Source organism: Affinirhizobium helianthi (assembly GCF_042680945.1).
Lineage (GTDB): Bacteria > Pseudomonadota > Alphaproteobacteria > Rhizobiales > Rhizobiaceae > Neorhizobium > Neorhizobium helianthi.
Map to the genome: position 1 here is coordinate 208198 of NZ_JBHUEQ010000026.1, position 13737 is coordinate 221934.

The following is a 13737-nucleotide window of genomic DNA, read 5'->3' on the forward strand; positions in this document are numbered from 1 at the left end:
TTGCGCGGTGCCATGCGCTTTGATCTTTGTCAAGCGTGCATGAGAGTGACCCATCCCCGCATGGAAACAGGGATGGGTCGGATCGAAACGGGGTCAGGCAGCTCTTTGCGCCAGTTGCGATGCTGCCTTGGCATCCAGGTTGAACTGCACCATCAGTTCGCGCAGACGGGTCGCTTCCGCCGCAAGCGCTTCGGAGGCGGCGCTTGTTTCTTCCACCATGGCGGCGTTCTGCTGAGTGCTCTGGTCCATGTGGTTGACGGCGGTATTGATTTCCTTCAGCCCCGTGGATTGCTCGCGTGCCGAGGTGGCGATGGCGCTGACATGCTCGTTGATGGCGACGATAAGCTGGCCGATATTCGAAAGCGCGCTGCCGGTATCGGAAACGAGGCGGACGCCTGCGCCGACCTCCGTGGTGGAGTTCTGGATCAGAACCTTGATTTCGCGCGCGGCATTGGCGGAGCGCTGGGCGAGTTCGCGCACTTCCTGTGCCACGACGGCAAAGCCCTTGCCTGCCTCACCGGCACGCGCTGCTTCTACGCCCGCGTTGAGGGCGAGAAGATTGGTCTGGAAGGCGATCTCGTCAATCACGCCGATGATATTGGAGATCTGCGTTGCAGAGGCTTCGATCCGGCTCATCGCTTCCACGGCTTCAGCCACCACTGCGCCGGATTTCGTTGCGCTCTGGTTGGCTTCGGTTGCCACCCGGCGCGCTTCCTCCGTCAGATGAAGAGAAGAGGAAACATTGGTGGTGATCTGATCCAGGGCAGCTGCGGTTTCTTCCAGAGATGCGGCCTGCTGTTCCGTCCGGCGGGAGAGGTCATTGGTGTTGCCAGCAATGTCGCGGGTGCCGGCATCGATGTTCATGGCAGACGACACGACCACTGACATGGTTTGGCGCAATTGCTGGACGGCGTCGTTGAAATTGGTGCGGAGATCTTCATATTCCGGCGCAAAGCGCTGGTTCAGCTGCACCGTCAGGTCGCCGCGAGACAGGGCGCTCAAGCCCTGCGCCAGCGCCTGGTTTGCCTCCATCATTGCCTGCATGCGCTGATGTTCGCTGGCTTCCTGCTCCTGGCGCTGCATCTCCACCATCTTGCGGCTTGCATCGGCATCCTGCTGCAGGCTGAAGGAGCGCTGTACGCTTTCCTTGAAGTATTGGACGGCACGAGACATTTCGCCAATCTCGTCCGGCCGGTTCTGGTTCGGAACTTCGGTCTCCAGCGCGCCGCCGGACAGTTTCTTCATGACGGCGGAGAGGGAGACGAGGGGCTGTGTGATGCCGCGCAGCAGAAGCATCAGCGCGAAAGCGGAGGCCAGCAAGGTGAGACCGGCAATCGCGGCCTGACCAAGCAGCGACGACCAGGTATCGCGCATGATGGCCTCGGTATCGAAGGCCAGCACCATTGTTCCAATGGTCATTTCCTTGCCTTCTTCCGTGTGCTTCAACGGCACGATGGAGAAGCGCAGATTGTCTTCATCCGCGGTTGCCGCCTGTTTGCCTGCAAGCTCCGTAGCCGAGGTGATGGCTTCGGCCTCGCCGGATGAGAAGAAGGCTTTGCCCGTATTGTCCAGCACGACGGCGGCGCGGAAATCGGCATCCGTTGTGGCGGGCTCGAACGTGTCCTTCGCAAGGCCCTTGTCGAACTGCCACATGGCGGTGGCCGCGCCCGCGGTTGTCATGGAGGCGGTGAGGCGCACCTTGCGATCGAAGAGTTCACGGGCGGAATCGGCTTGTGACCAGACGGCATAGGCGCTGATGGCGATGGAGCCGGCGGCGATGAGGGCCAATGACGGCAGCATCACCTGCATCCGAACGGATTTGCTTTTGAACATGGTCTGTTTCCTGAAATCTGGAACACGTCCCGCAGTCAGCATCTGGCCGGCGAGACAGCGTGAGGCGGGTGGTTCTGGTTACTTCTGGGGGTTGAACCAGTAGCGTGTGTCCATCGCCAGAATATCTTCCGGCAGATTGGGATTCGGGATCTTGATGATGGTCCGGTTTTTCAGGTTGCCTTTTTCAAGGGCGAGCTTGATGTCCGGATAGGAGAGGAAGACCTTTTCGAAGGAGCCATCCTGCCAGGCCGCTTCCAGCCCGCGCATCAGATCGTCCCTGAGTTCCGGGCGATTGCGGGAGACATAGAAGATCGAAGCGGATGGATATTGCAGCACCAGCGATTTTTCGACTGCGAGTGTTGGCAATTCGGCGGATTGCTTTGCCTGCTCGTTCAGCGCCTCGTTGACGCCGCGCGCGAAGTAATCGCCACGCTTGCCGATGGTCATGCGGTAGAGGTTCTTTTGCGGACCCGTGCGAACAGTCAGGTCCGATTTGCGCAGCACATCCACATCGGCCCAGCCCGTGCCTTGCAGCGCTATGAAATTTTTGAGGTCGGAGAGGCTCTTGACCCGGCTGAACTCGTCCTGCCGGCTGCCGTCGATGAGGAAGAGGCGATAGCCACCGAGCCCCATGTCGACAGGAAAGGGAACCGAGAGAAGCTTGGCCGAAACCGCCTTGGAGGCATTGACCCAGGCGATATCGATCTGCGCGCCATTGGCAATGGCATCCACCATGCCAGCGTTCGAGCTATAGCCGGTGGGCGATGGCTTCAGGCTGTAATTTTTGCCGGATTTTTCAATCGCAAGTTTCAACACCTCGAAGCCCAGCGTCTTTTCTTTTCCGCCGCTGGAATTGTAATAGATGGTGTCGTTTCCGGCGGCCTGAACCTGACCGGCAAGACAAAAGGCGCTCAACGTCAAGACGCATAGACTGCGACGGGTAAGCAAAGCAAATTCCCCCTGTTGTTCCCGAGAGGCAAGGTGCTTCGACTAAATTAAAAAAGACTGAATCTTCAACGCGAAATCGTCGTCGTAGCGCTATGAAATTGATAGTTTATCAGAAGCAATTTGCTCCCAAAAATCGGGTTTCTGGGGTTTCCGCAATCTCAATCTGCCGCTTCCAGCCACAGGGTCGCGACAATTGCGGCCTCATTGCTAGGCCGATCGATGAAGATCTGTTGCGCGCGCGACAGCACCTCGCTGCGCAACGCCTGCTGGTTGCGGATGACGGCGCCGAGCAGAAGCGCGAGCGTCTCGCTCTTTGGCAGGAGATCCGGAGTTTCGTTGATCGTCTGCACCAGCACACTCAGGTCGTGCTCGTGCCCGAGAAGATCCACCAGATGTTTGACCTGCTCACGCTTGGCTTCTATGGCGCTTGGCCAGAGATCGTACAGCAGCTGAAGGTGCATCCAGTAGACCTGTCCGCATTTCCGCAATTCGTGAAATGCCTCTTCCGTGTGACTTGTTCGGCATTCCTCCAGCGCCCTATGGGCCTTGCCGAGTTGCTTGCGCCATACTTTCTCCAGCCGCTTGGCGGTTCTGGTTCGCCCTTCCGGCAGGTCCAGGTGGTCCAGCGCCTGGATCGCTTCCTGGCAGGTCTCGACAGCTGCCTGCAATCTGGCTTCCAGATCCGCCTCTGCTTCCTGTGCGATCTCGTCGCGACGGTTGCGAAGCCTTTCCTGCGCCTCCTGCAGCGCTTCCATTTCCTCCTCGCCGCTGGAGGCGGATTTCAGATAGTCCAGCGTCTCTACAAGCGCGGTCGCGTCTCGAACGGCAGACAGTGTTCGCGCCATATTCCGTATGCGCTCATTTTCCCGCTCGCGAAAACTGCGGGCGTCCGGTTCGACGAGGCGGTAGAGGGCACGAAGCCGTTTGAAGCGCTTGCGCGCTGCGTGGATCGCCTCATGAGTGCCTTCCGGCCGCTTTTCGAGGCTGTCGATTGCCAGGCGCAATTGCGCCTCGGCAACGCGGGCAAATTCGCCGCCGAAGGACTTAGAGGGCTTGATGGAAAACGCCATTTATGAGCTCCGGTGCAAGGTCCTGTGTCGCCAGAATCATGTTCGAGTAGCGGCGGTCGCCTGTGACTTCCTCGCCCAGCCATGGAGGAGGATTGAAGGCGTCATCCTCGCTGGAGAGTTCGACTTCCGCCACCACGAGGCCGGAATAGAAGCCCTCGTAAACATCCACCTCGATGATTTTTCCATCATGGGGCACCCGGTAGCGCTTCTTTTCGATGATGATGCCAATGGCCGCCCGCCCCAGTTCTTCGGCATCGCTGACGGGGATTTCATATTCGAACTCATCCCGCACCAGTGCGCTGTGCCCGATCTTGATCGTCAGGAATGCCTTCGTGCCATCTTTCACGCGAACCCGGACATTGCGGTTTTCGTCCACCGCAATATAGGCCTGGATCAGGCTCGCCTCGGAGATGGCCTTATCTCGCCAGTCCTGCGACCGCACCAGAAATTTACGCTCGATTTCCTTTGCCATGCGGTTGTCCATCCTTATCTATCAGTTAACCTATTGCAAAGCATGGGCCGAGGCCAGTGCGCGGGTGGCGTGACAGCGGTTTTTTCCTCGACAGCGTCGGCCTGTCGCGCTATGCCGTTTGCACCGAATTCAATCGTTTAAAATGTACTCAGCGGGAGATCGATCATGAGCAGCAAGACTGAAGGTCTGCTTTCCATCCTGAAACTTCAGCCGGTTGTTCCCGTGTTGATCGTGGATGATGCGGCGTCTGCCGTGCCCCTGGCGCGGGCGCTTGTCGCAGGTGGGTTGCGCGCCATTGAGATCACCATGCGCACGCCTGCGGCGCTGGATGCCGTCAAGGCGGTTGCTTCGGAAGTGGAAGGTGCCAACGTCGGTGCCGGTACCATTTTGAACGGGCGTGATTTCGACGCGGCCGTGAAGGCGGGTTCAACCTTTATCGTCAGCCCGGGTGTCGCGCCTGGCGTGCTGTCCGCCGCAAGCGATTCCAATGTGCCGCTTCTGCCGGGTGCCGCGACAGCCAGTGAAGTGATGACCCTTCGCGAAGCAGGCTATGATGTGATGAAGTTCTTCCCCGCCGAGCAGGCCGGTGGCTCCGCCTATCTCAAGGCGCTGTCCTCGCCGCTCGCCGGAACCTTGTTCTGCCCCACCGGCGGCATCTCGCTGAAGAATGCGCGTGACTACCTCAGCCTGCCAAACGTCGTATGCGTGGGCGGTTCCTGGGTGGCTCCGAAGGAGCTGGTTGCGGCTGGCGATTGGGCAGCGATCACGAAACTGGCATCGGAAGCGGCAGCTCTTAAAGGTTGATTGCCCTTATATTGCATTTTTCCATTCCTATCTTCTCCCTGAGTTCAACAGGGAGAAGATGAATGTTCGACGCGAAAAAGCTGCTTGACCAGTTTCTGGGGTCGCAGATCCCCGGATTGTCCGGATCGGTCAAAGGGCGTGCCGAACAGGCGGGCAGCTTTGCCCGAAACAATCCGATGAAGGCAGGCGCTCTGGCCGCCGCAATTCTCGGCACCAAGACAGGCCGCAAGCTTGCCGGCAATGTTGCTGCCGTGGGCGGTATCGCTGCAATTGCGGGCCTTGGCTATCTTGCTTACCGCAACTACCAGTCCGGGCAAAAGCCGCAAGGCGTGCCGAACGATATGGCGGCGCTCCAGCCGCCAAGCGATTCGCCGTTTCACCCCCAGTCTGCTACGCTCAGCAACGATTTTGCCCTGACGCTGCTCAGAGCCATGATCGCCGCTGCCAAGGCCGATGGACATATCGACGCATTCGAGCGCCAGAACATCATGCAGAAGGTGCATGAAGTGGATCTTGGTGCAGAGGCGGAAGCCTTTCTTGCCAAGGAACTGGCAGATCCGATCGATCTTGATGCTCTGGTTGCGGCAGGCCGTACCGAGGAACAACGCGTGGAGATCTATACGGCCTCGCGACTTGCGATTGACCCGGATACGCGTGCCGAACGTGGCTATCTCGATCTTCTGGCCGGACGGCTCAGGCTGCCGGACCCGCTGGTGGATCATATCGAAGCCACCGTTTCCTCGGCCAAGGTTTCGCTTTGAGACCAGCCTCTGCGACAAGGCGGCGATTGCGCTTGGTCGCCGCCTCCCTTAAACCACTCGGCAAAGAGGGGGAAAAGGATGCGCAATCTTGCCAATTACAGTTGCCGGCCGCCCGCACCGGTTCGGCTTGAAGGGCGCTATGTTATCGTAGAGCCCTATGAGCGTGCTGTGCATGTTCACACGCTCTGGGAAGCTTTGGGAGCCGAAGAGGGGATCAATGATCTCATCCGCTACTTCCCGAATGAAACCTATTCGAGACCGGAGCAGCTTGCTGACTGGATTGAAACGGTGAACAGCACAAAGGGCTTCGTCACGCTTGTCTTCCGGGACAAGGAGGATGGCGAAGTGGTTGGCATGGCAAGCTATATGCGGCCTGATCCAGCCAATGGCGTCGTCGAGGTCGGTGCAGTCGCGCATGGGCCTGGCATGTCCCGCTCGCCGCTTTCCACGGAAGCGCACTATCTCCTGGCAAGACATGCTTTCGAGGACTTGGGCTATCGTCGCTACGAATGGAAGTGCCATAATGCCAACGAGCCTAGCAAGCGGGCGGCCATTCGCTATGGCTTCACCTTTGAAGGTGTGTTTCGCCAGCACATGATTTCCCGCGGTGAGAACCGCGATACGGCGTGGTTTTCGATCATCGACAGCGAATGGCCACTTCGGGCAAAGGCCTTCGAAGCGTGGCTGGATCCGGCCAATTTCGATGAGCAGGGACATCAGAAGCAGAGACTGGAAGACATCCGCGCGCAATTGCAGGAAAAGGCATTATGAACAACAGGTCCGGACGTTCGCCCGCCATCGCCGCGGCGATCATTTTCTTTGGCTTCATGCTGCTGTTTTTTGCCATGCCTGCCATCATGCTGTGGCTGGCGGATTTTTCGCCCTGGCTGGCGGCAGCGTTTGGCACGCTGGCGGTGCTTTCTTTCTTCCTGGTGTTCTGGCTGCGGGCAAAGCACCAGCGAGGTCAGGACCTGTAGAGCATTTAGCTGAGAAAAGTGCGCAGCGGTTTTCCGCCCCGAATGCGAAAATACAAAGAGTAGAGTGGTTTAGCGTTCCCGTGAAACAATGAACCGCTCTAGAAGCTTTGCAAGCCCGTGCCCTGAAGCGATGCTGCGAGCAGGCTCGTACCCACCACGATGATGAAGAGTGCGCCGAATATTTCGATGCCGTTCGTCACCAGCGTGGCAGCGCGCGAGCGTTTTCCTGCCAGACGCACGGCGAGACCCTTGGCGCTCACAGCAATGATTGCCAGTATGGATACGGTGATGGCCGTGCCGATGGACATGGCAAGCACCGAAAGCGCGCCGCCCAGATAAAGCCCGTTCAACAGCGAAAAACTCATGACCAGAATGGCACCGGAGCAGGGGCGAAGCCCGACGGCGACCATTGCCGACCAAGCTTCGCGCCAATGAAAATCCTTGGCCCGCAGCGCGGCTGGATTTGGAATATGCAATTGTCCGCAATCGGCGCAGTATTCGCCTGCCGCCAGATCCTTGTGGTCATGACCCACTTCCATAGCCTGAAAGCGCAAACCGGTCGGGCCGCCAGCGGGTTCGGCATTGGCGAAAATGGGCAGCGAAGAGCGTTGCGGCCATAGTGTGATGAGCTTGCGGCCCAAAAGCCAGAACCCGAACAGGGCAACCAGCCCGAAGCTTGCTATTTCCATGGCCCAGGTTGCCTTGGTCATGGTGATGCCGGTGCCACGCAGAAGCCAATAGGCAACAGCGACCAGCAGCACGGCGGCCAGACCTTGAAGAAGGGCGCTGATGAAGGAGATGGCGATGCCGCGCCGCAGTGCTGTCTCGTTGGCAATCATATAGGAGGAAATGACCGCTTTTCCGTGTCCGGGGCCTGCCGCATGGAAAACGCCATAGGCGAAGGAGAGGCCGACGAGACCTTGCAGCGCCCAGGGATCCTGTCGCATGGCACGCAGCGCGCCGGTCAGCGCGCGATAGAAGGTCTGTTGCCAGACATTGATCCAGCCGAGATAGGGGCCGAAAAAGCCGGTGGTGTTGAAGGAGGGTTCTGCCGTTCCAACGCCGAGTGGAGACTGAGCATGGGCCGCGACGACGAGACCCAGCAAAGCCAGGATCGCGACCGGTGCGACGGATTTTCTCAGCATGTCACCTCCAGGCGGGTGGCGAACAGCTTTGTCATGTCCGTTCCTGTCGGATCGTTGAAGAAGGCATCCGTCAGCGAGGACTGATTCTGCGCGATGACTTCATCCGGGTTCGGACGCACGACCTTCTGCTGACAGGCTGCAAAGGCCTTGCCTTCCGGCACCAGATCCTTGTCGTTGGGGAAGTCGAGCGACGTGTACATGGAGGGATCGTAGATCCCGAAGGTCAGTTTTCCCTTCAACGGAATCGTTTCACCTGGCTTGACGGCAAAGAAAGCCAATACCTGATTATCCTGATAGGTAACGTGGATCACATCCGGCTTCTGTACCGGAATGTTTTTGCCGTTCATCGTGATATTGGTGAAGTAATGGAAATCCGCCAGCGAGGTGCGCATGGTTTCGCCAAGTTCGGCGAGTTCAGGCGCATCGAGCTTGCCATTGGTGTTCTTGTCGAAATCCAGCAGCACGCTGGACGAGAACATTTCGTCGAAACGCCAGATATTGCGCACTTCGGAAACATGCCCTTTATCGTCGGCCAGCACTTCCATTCGCGCTTCCACGAAAATGTGCGGATGTGCCAGGGCGGGCAGGGGAGTAACGATGAGTGCTGCGGCAGCGAGCCACCCGTATCTGGTCATTGCCGAATCCTGTGAAGCGTTGGCCTTGATTTCACCCGCAAATGGGACGGAATTTCGGCCATCGTCAACACTGACAGGCACAAGGTGCCCCGCTTCACGCGTATTTGCGAAACCAGTTGGAAAGAAAATCCACGAAGCTGCGGACTTTGGCGGGCAGATATCGGCGATGGGGGTAGACCGCGTAGATGCCGCGGTCTTTGTCGATGTATTCGTCAAACAGGTTCACCAGCTCGCCGGACTCAATCACCGGCTTGGCGATGAAATCCGGGATGAGGGCGACACCGAGGCCAGCCCGGGCGGCCCGAAGGGTTGCCTGCGGACTGTTGACCTCTATGGGGCCGGAGACGGATACGGAAAAGCTGCTGCCGTCCGTTGAGCGGAAACGCAGATGGTTGTGCGAGCGGGCATTGGTATCGATGATAACCGGCTTTCCCGCCAGATCCTGCGGGTGGTTCAGCGGACCGTAACGGGCGACATAATCGGTGGTCGCGCAGGCATAGACGCGAAAATCGGACAGCTTACGAGCAATCATGCCGGAATCTTCCAGGCGGGTGATTCGGATCGCCAGATCGAAATTCTCCTCGATCAGATCCACGAACCGGTCTTCCGCGACGATTTCCAGCGACACTTCCGGATGCGCCTTGGCGAAATCGATCAGGGACTGGCCGATTTCCGCATCCATGAACGTGCGCGGTGCGGAGATTCGCAGCCTGCCCTTCAGGTCGGCATTGTTCTCGCGCACCAGATCGGCAAGATTGTCGATCTCCTTCAGAATGTCGGCCGCCGTTCGATAATAGGTGTGGCCTGCCTCCGTGAGGGAAAACTGGCGTGTGGTGCGGTTCAGCAGAAGCGCACCCAGATCGTCTTCCAATTCCCGCACATATTTGGAAAGCAGCGCTTTCGAGCGCCCGGTGCGGCGCGCAGCAGCCGAAAAACCTTCCGCTTCCACCACGTCAATGAAGGCGCGCATGCGCGTCAGCGTGTCCACACTCTGTTCCCTTTTTCAGTGTCGCTTTCTTCGTGGAGCCTTATGCGCCGTAGCGCAATGCGAAATTTTCAGGTGCTTGAAAAAAGCTCTTGATTATGACGGCGATTATACATATTTCCGTGCTGCCCAAAGTCGCACGTGCCTGTGGGTGTCCGCCGACCCTCGAGTGGTGAGGATAATCGGTAAGGTACCTGGAACTAACCCCTCCAGTCGCTATTCCGGCCAACCGGAAAATGCGAGGACATCTTGAAGCAACGACGGTGCGGGCCTTTCTGGTCTCTGCAGGCTTTCCATCAGCTTGCAATACTGAAGAGGCACACCATCATTGCCGGAAGTGCGGTTGGGATAATCCCCTCCAATCCATGGCAGACAAAGCCGGATCAATGCTCTTGGCAGGGCGTTGAGCCAAACCCTGCGCATTCAGGCGCGAACGATGCTCCGGGATTTCCACCGGCCGGGCCTCGCTCACCTGCTTGCGCGTCTTTGTCCTTCGGTTCGCCGGAGAAGCTTAATAGGGATTAGACCAATGACGACCGCTCGCATCCTCGACTTTCTCCGCACCCGACGTCCGGAAGGCCCCTGCCTCGTCGTTGACCTCGACATCGTGCGCGACAATTACACCGCATTCCGTCACGCCCTGCCGGACAGCGCGATCTACTATGCCGTCAAGGCCAATCCCGAACCGGAGATCCTGAAGCTTCTCGCTTCCATGGGTTCCAATTTCGACTGCGCCTCGGTGGCTGAAATCCAGATGGCGCTGGCTGCCGGCGCAACGGCTGACCGGATTTCCTTTGGCAACACGATCAAGAAAGAGCGCGATGTTGCGCGTGCGTTCGAACTCGGTGTTGGTCTTTTCGCCGTGGATAGCCACGAGGAAGTGGAAAAGGTTGCCCGTGCAGCACCCGGTGCCCGCGTGTTCTGCCGCGTTCTCACCGATGGTGAAGGCGCTGAATGGCCGCTGTCGCGCAAGTTCGGCTGCGTTCCGCAGATGGCTGTGGATGTGCTGGTCTATGCCCACCAGTTGGGGCTGGAAAGCTACGGCGTGTCTTTCCATGTCGGCTCGCAGATGACCAAGGTTGATGCCTGGGATTCGGCTCTGGCCGATGCCAAGCGCGTCTTCGCGCAGCTCGCCAAGCAGGGCATTTTCCTGCAGATGGTGAACATGGGCGGCGGCTTCCCGACCAAGTATCTGCGCGACATTCCTTCGGCGGAAGAATACGGTCAGGCGATCTTCGCTTCGCTGCGCAAGCATTTCGGCAACAATCTGCCGAAGACCATCATCGAGCCGGGTCGCGGCATGGTGGGTAATGCGGGTGTGATCAAGGCGGAAGTCGTTCTGGTGTCCAAGAAGTCCGACAATGACGAGCATCGCTGGGTCTTCCTCGATATCGGCAAGTTCGGCGGTCTGGCCGAGACCATGGATGAAGCCATTCGTTACCCGATCCGCACGGAGCGTGACGGTGACGAGATGGAGCCTTGCGTGATTGCCGGCCCGACCTGCGATTCCGCCGATGTGCTTTACGAAAAGAACATGTACCCGCTGCCGATCTCGCTGACGGTAGGCGATGAGGTTCTGATCGAAGGCACGGGCGCCTACACGACCACCTATTCGGCGGTTGCCTTCAATGGCTTCGATCCGCTGAAAGCCTATGTGATCTGATTGGCCGGCTCCGGTTTGCAACCGGAGCCGCATCTCACAATTCTCTTTCGAGCCGTCTGAACGGTGTTGAGCTTCGGAGGCCAAGATGGCCGCTGTTCTTGATTCTGTACGCGCATTTCTTGCGCCGAAATCTTTTATCATTGCTACGGAAACGCCAGCGGATGTCGTTGCGCGCGAAAACCTTCTGGATCGGGCCATGGGTCCAGGTCGCCGCAAGAAGTCAAGCGAGAAGCTGCGTCGCGGACGTCTTCCGGCGGAAGGTCTGGCGCTCGTTGCTCGCGATGATCACGGGCATGTCATTGGCACAGTGCGCCTGTGGAATGTCGAGGCGGGTGTTGGTGCCGATGGCGCCGCCGTCGACGCACTTCTTCTCGGTCCCCTTGCGGTTGATCCCGCGCAGGAAGGCAAGGGTGTGGGAGGTGCGCTGATGCGCGCTGCCATTGCCGAAGCCACCGCACGCGGACACGGAGCAATACTTCTGGTGGGCGATGCGCCCTACTACGAGCGCTTCGGTTTCTTTGCGTCCAAGGCGCAGCATCTTGTGATGCCGGGTCCTTTTGCGCGTGAACGGTTCCTCGGGCTGGAGCTGAAGCCTGACTGGCTGGATGGGGCCGCAGGCATGTTGACGGCCTCCGGCCGCAAACTCTCCCGCGCAATGGAACAGCGCCGCGCTGCCTAGAGCATTTTCAGGAAACGTGCGTAGCGGTTTTCGGTCCTGAAATGCTAAATACGACGAGTTGGAGCGTTTTCGTGTTTCCTTGAGATACCAAAACGCTCAATTGTGCGCCTGGCATGACAGTTCGCTGTCATGCCACCTTTTGCGCATCCGTGGTGACCACATCTGCGCGCTCGGCTTTGATTGGCAGGGGGCTCTTCGGTTCAATAGGGCGAATGTCCATGCGCTGCAGCGCATGGAGGATCTGCTCTTCCGGCATTTGGCTCCTGCCGTTCCGCAGCCATAGGGTGAGGATAGCCAGAAGAAAAGCTGGCGGGCCGACAAGCCAAAGCGCCTTGACGATGTCCGGAAGGGCGTAGAACGCCATGAGAAAATCCGCAACCAAGTTTTGATCGGTCATCCATCTGCTCCGCCTTCAGCCATGCCACAACGTGCCGCGCATGGGATTGATCCCGCAGCCGGCTGGTGTTTTTGCGAAAGCTCAATTTCTTCTTCAGAAGGGCGAGGGCAGGTGTTGCATAATTGCACGCAACGCAGCCGATTTGTTCAAATTCTTCAATGGCTTGATCATCGTCAAGTGAGCTTGATGCGGATCAAACGCTTTCCTCGGCTTCCGTCTAAATCTCCACGCATCGCATTACATTGATGTTTCAAGGAGAGTGTCATGATCAAGAACGGACCAGCCATTGCCGCCATGCTGGGTGCGGCCACGGTCCTTCTTTCCGGGGCTGTGCAGGCTGCGGATCTTACGGTTTCCGATCCGGTTCAGGCCGCGCATGAGGCTGTTGCCGCGTCTCGCAGCCCTTGGCAGGTTCGTGTCCGCGCGCTTGGCGTTATCCCGAATGATAAGGGTTCGGTGAATGGTGTTGCCGGTTCCGATCTGCAGTATTCGAACTCGATTACGCCTGAACTGGATATTTCCTACTACTTTACAGACAATCTCGCAGCTGAACTTATTCTGGGCACGACCAGCTCCAAGATCAGCGGTGACGGTGTTCTTGCCGGAACGCCAGTCGGCAAGACCTGGATCCTGCCGCCCACACTGACGTTGCAATATCACTTCACCGATTTCGGCGCATTCAAGCCCTATATCGGCGCGGGTATCAACTACACCTTCTTCTATAACGAATCCACCAAGCCTGGCTTCAGCAATCTGAAGGTCGATAACCATGTCGGCGCGGCTTTGCAGGTTGGTTTCGACTATATGCTGGATGAGCACTGGGGCGTGAACTTCGACGTCAAGAAGGTGTTTCTTGACACGAAGTGGAGCGCCAACACCGCCGGTGGTTCGCTGTCTGGCAAGGCAAAGCTCGATCCCTGGATCGTCGGTGCCGGTGTGACGTACCGCTTCTAGAGCGGTTGACTGTTTCACGGAGACTCTGAACCGCTCTAACGCATTGTTTTTACGCATTTCCGGACGGAAAACCGCTACGGGCTTTTCCTGGAAATACTCGAAAGAGCAGAATACCTTTCCGAGGAATCGTCCGGATGGGGGCATCCGGCACCGTGGCAGGTTTGACTCGGGAAGGGAAATGAGACGGGGAGCAGCGCGTGAGGGCGTTGCTCCCCGTTTCCGTTTTCAAGCAATTTCTAGTGCTTCCCGTACCCATACACATTCCGGTCTTTGAGGCTGATCGTCGTTGCCTTCGCCCCCCATCCCATCGCCGGCGCGGGCCGTCGGACAGGCCTCGATACTGACGAAGTTCTGTTGCTGCAGAACAGTTCAACAAGTCGTCATCTGTTCTCCTGCTTTTTGCACTGCAGCAGG

15 protein-coding genes are annotated in these 13737 nt (G+C 58.3%); 7 read left to right on the forward strand and 8 right to left on the reverse strand.

Translation table 11 applies throughout. The features are described from left to right. Positions 1-93: 93 nt before the first annotated feature. The 4 genes from ACFSE1_RS15435 to ACFSE1_RS15450 form a co-directional block, all read right to left on the reverse strand. Positions 94-1833, reverse strand: a complete 1740-nt coding sequence (locus tag ACFSE1_RS15435; protein ID WP_377403189.1) for a methyl-accepting chemotaxis protein — start codon at positions 1831-1833, stop codon at positions 94-96. 78 nt (positions 1834-1911) lie between these two features. Continuing rightward, complete coding sequence (locus ACFSE1_RS15440) at positions 1912-2748, reverse strand: hypothetical protein (RefSeq protein WP_377403191.1); 837 nt, start codon at positions 2746-2748, stop codon at positions 1912-1914. A gap of 191 nt (positions 2749-2939) precedes the next feature. Continuing rightward, positions 2940-3851 (reverse strand): CHAD domain-containing protein, encoded by a 912-nt coding sequence (locus tag ACFSE1_RS15445; protein ID WP_377403193.1) that lies wholly within the window; start codon positions 3849-3851, stop codon positions 2940-2942. Further along, positions 3826-4323, reverse strand: a complete 498-nt coding sequence (locus tag ACFSE1_RS15450; protein ID WP_377403195.1) for a CYTH domain-containing protein — start codon at positions 4321-4323, stop codon at positions 3826-3828. The genes ACFSE1_RS15445 and ACFSE1_RS15450 overlap by 26 nt, the downstream gene beginning before the upstream one ends. Positions 4324-4488: 165 nt before the next feature. Here ACFSE1_RS15450 and ACFSE1_RS15455 point away from each other — a divergent pair, with 165 nt between their 5' ends. The 4 genes from ACFSE1_RS15455 (at position 4489) to ACFSE1_RS15470 (ending at position 6865) form a co-directional block, all read left to right on the forward strand. Then, on the forward strand, positions 4489-5127 hold the full coding sequence (locus ACFSE1_RS15455; RefSeq protein ID WP_377403197.1) for a 2-dehydro-3-deoxy-phosphogluconate aldolase: 639 nt from the start codon (positions 4489-4491) through the stop codon (positions 5125-5127). 62 nt (positions 5128-5189) lie between these two features. Continuing rightward, positions 5190-5888: a tellurite resistance TerB family protein gene (locus ACFSE1_RS15460; RefSeq protein WP_377403199.1), complete on the forward strand. Its 699-nt coding sequence runs from the start codon at positions 5190-5192 to the stop codon at positions 5886-5888. Between the two features lie 78 nt (positions 5889-5966). Further along, positions 5967-6659, forward strand: a complete 693-nt coding sequence (locus ACFSE1_RS15465) for a GNAT family N-acetyltransferase (protein ID WP_377403201.1) — start codon at positions 5967-5969, stop codon at positions 6657-6659. Next, on the forward strand, positions 6656-6865 hold the full coding sequence (locus ACFSE1_RS15470; RefSeq protein WP_377403203.1) for a hypothetical protein: 210 nt from the start codon (positions 6656-6658) through the stop codon (positions 6863-6865). Before ACFSE1_RS15465 ends, ACFSE1_RS15470 begins: the two co-directional genes overlap by 4 nt. A 98-nt stretch (positions 6866-6963) precedes the next feature. On the opposite strand, the gene ACFSE1_RS15475 is transcribed toward ACFSE1_RS15470, so the two are convergent. The 3 genes from ACFSE1_RS15475 to ACFSE1_RS15485 form a co-directional block, all read right to left on the reverse strand. Then, positions 6964-8010, reverse strand: a complete 1047-nt coding sequence (locus ACFSE1_RS15475; RefSeq protein WP_377403205.1) for a nickel/cobalt transporter — start codon at positions 8008-8010, stop codon at positions 6964-6966. Next, on the reverse strand, positions 8004-8645 hold the full coding sequence (locus ACFSE1_RS15480; protein ID WP_377403207.1) for a DUF1007 family protein: 642 nt from the start codon (positions 8643-8645) through the stop codon (positions 8004-8006). Before ACFSE1_RS15480 ends, ACFSE1_RS15475 begins: the two co-directional genes overlap by 7 nt. A gap of 94 nt (positions 8646-8739) precedes the next feature. Next, entirely contained in the window at positions 8740-9633 is an 894-nt protein-coding gene (locus ACFSE1_RS15485) for a LysR family transcriptional regulator (RefSeq protein WP_377403209.1), read from the reverse strand. Between the two features lie 526 nt (positions 9634-10159). Between ACFSE1_RS15485 and odc2 the strand changes: the two genes are divergently transcribed. Both odc2 and ACFSE1_RS15495 read left to right on the forward strand, forming a co-directional pair. After that, on the forward strand, positions 10160-11293 hold the full coding sequence (gene odc2, locus ACFSE1_RS15490; protein WP_377403211.1) for an ornithine/lysine decarboxylase: 1134 nt from the start codon (positions 10160-10162) through the stop codon (positions 11291-11293). Positions 11294-11378: 85 nt separating this feature from the next. Then, on the forward strand, positions 11379-11972 hold the full coding sequence (locus ACFSE1_RS15495; RefSeq protein ID WP_377403213.1) for a GNAT family N-acetyltransferase: 594 nt from the start codon (positions 11379-11381) through the stop codon (positions 11970-11972). 127 nt (positions 11973-12099) lie between these two features. Here ACFSE1_RS15495 and ACFSE1_RS15500 read toward each other — a convergent pair whose 3' ends face one another. After that, entirely contained in the window at positions 12100-12369 is a 270-nt protein-coding gene (locus ACFSE1_RS15500; RefSeq protein WP_377403215.1) for a hypothetical protein, read from the reverse strand. Between the two features lie 267 nt (positions 12370-12636). Here ACFSE1_RS15500 and ACFSE1_RS15505 point away from each other — a divergent pair, with 267 nt between their 5' ends. Continuing rightward, complete coding sequence (locus ACFSE1_RS15505) at positions 12637-13323, forward strand: OmpW/AlkL family protein (protein WP_377403333.1); 687 nt, start codon at positions 12637-12639, stop codon at positions 13321-13323. The last annotated feature ends 414 nt before the right edge of the window (positions 13324-13737 follow it).

Excerpts from the sequence above, each read along its gene's own strand:
- ACFSE1_RS15435 (WP_377403189.1), bottom strand. The coding sequence starts at position 1,833 with ATGTTCAAAAGCAAATCCGTTCGGATGCAGGTGATGCTGCCGTCATTG.
- ACFSE1_RS15445 (WP_377403193.1), bottom strand. The coding sequence starts at position 3,851 with ATGGCGTTTTCCATCAAGCCCTCTAAGTCCTTCGGCGGCGAATTTGCC.
- ACFSE1_RS15450 (WP_377403195.1), bottom strand. The coding sequence starts at position 4,323 with ATGGCAAAGGAAATCGAGCGTAAATTTCTGGTGCGGTCGCAGGACTGG.
- ACFSE1_RS15455 (WP_377403197.1), top strand. The coding sequence starts at position 4,489 with ATGAGCAGCAAGACTGAAGGTCTGCTTTCCATCCTGAAACTTCAGCCG.
- ACFSE1_RS15460 (WP_377403199.1), top strand. The coding sequence starts at position 5,190 with ATGTTCGACGCGAAAAAGCTGCTTGACCAGTTTCTGGGGTCGCAGATC.
- ACFSE1_RS15465 (WP_377403201.1), top strand. The coding sequence starts at position 5,967 with ATGCGCAATCTTGCCAATTACAGTTGCCGGCCGCCCGCACCGGTTCGG.
- ACFSE1_RS15470 (WP_377403203.1), top strand. The coding sequence starts at position 6,656 with ATGAACAACAGGTCCGGACGTTCGCCCGCCATCGCCGCGGCGATCATT.
- ACFSE1_RS15475 (WP_377403205.1), bottom strand. The coding sequence starts at position 8,010 with ATGCTGAGAAAATCCGTCGCACCGGTCGCGATCCTGGCTTTGCTGGGT.
- ACFSE1_RS15480 (WP_377403207.1), bottom strand. The coding sequence starts at position 8,645 with ATGACCAGATACGGGTGGCTCGCTGCCGCAGCACTCATCGTTACTCCC.
- odc2 (WP_377403211.1), top strand. The coding sequence starts at position 10,160 with ATGACGACCGCTCGCATCCTCGACTTTCTCCGCACCCGACGTCCGGAA.
- ACFSE1_RS15495 (WP_377403213.1), top strand. The coding sequence starts at position 11,379 with ATGGCCGCTGTTCTTGATTCTGTACGCGCATTTCTTGCGCCGAAATCT.
- ACFSE1_RS15500 (WP_377403215.1), bottom strand. The coding sequence starts at position 12,369 with ATGACCGATCAAAACTTGGTTGCGGATTTTCTCATGGCGTTCTACGCC.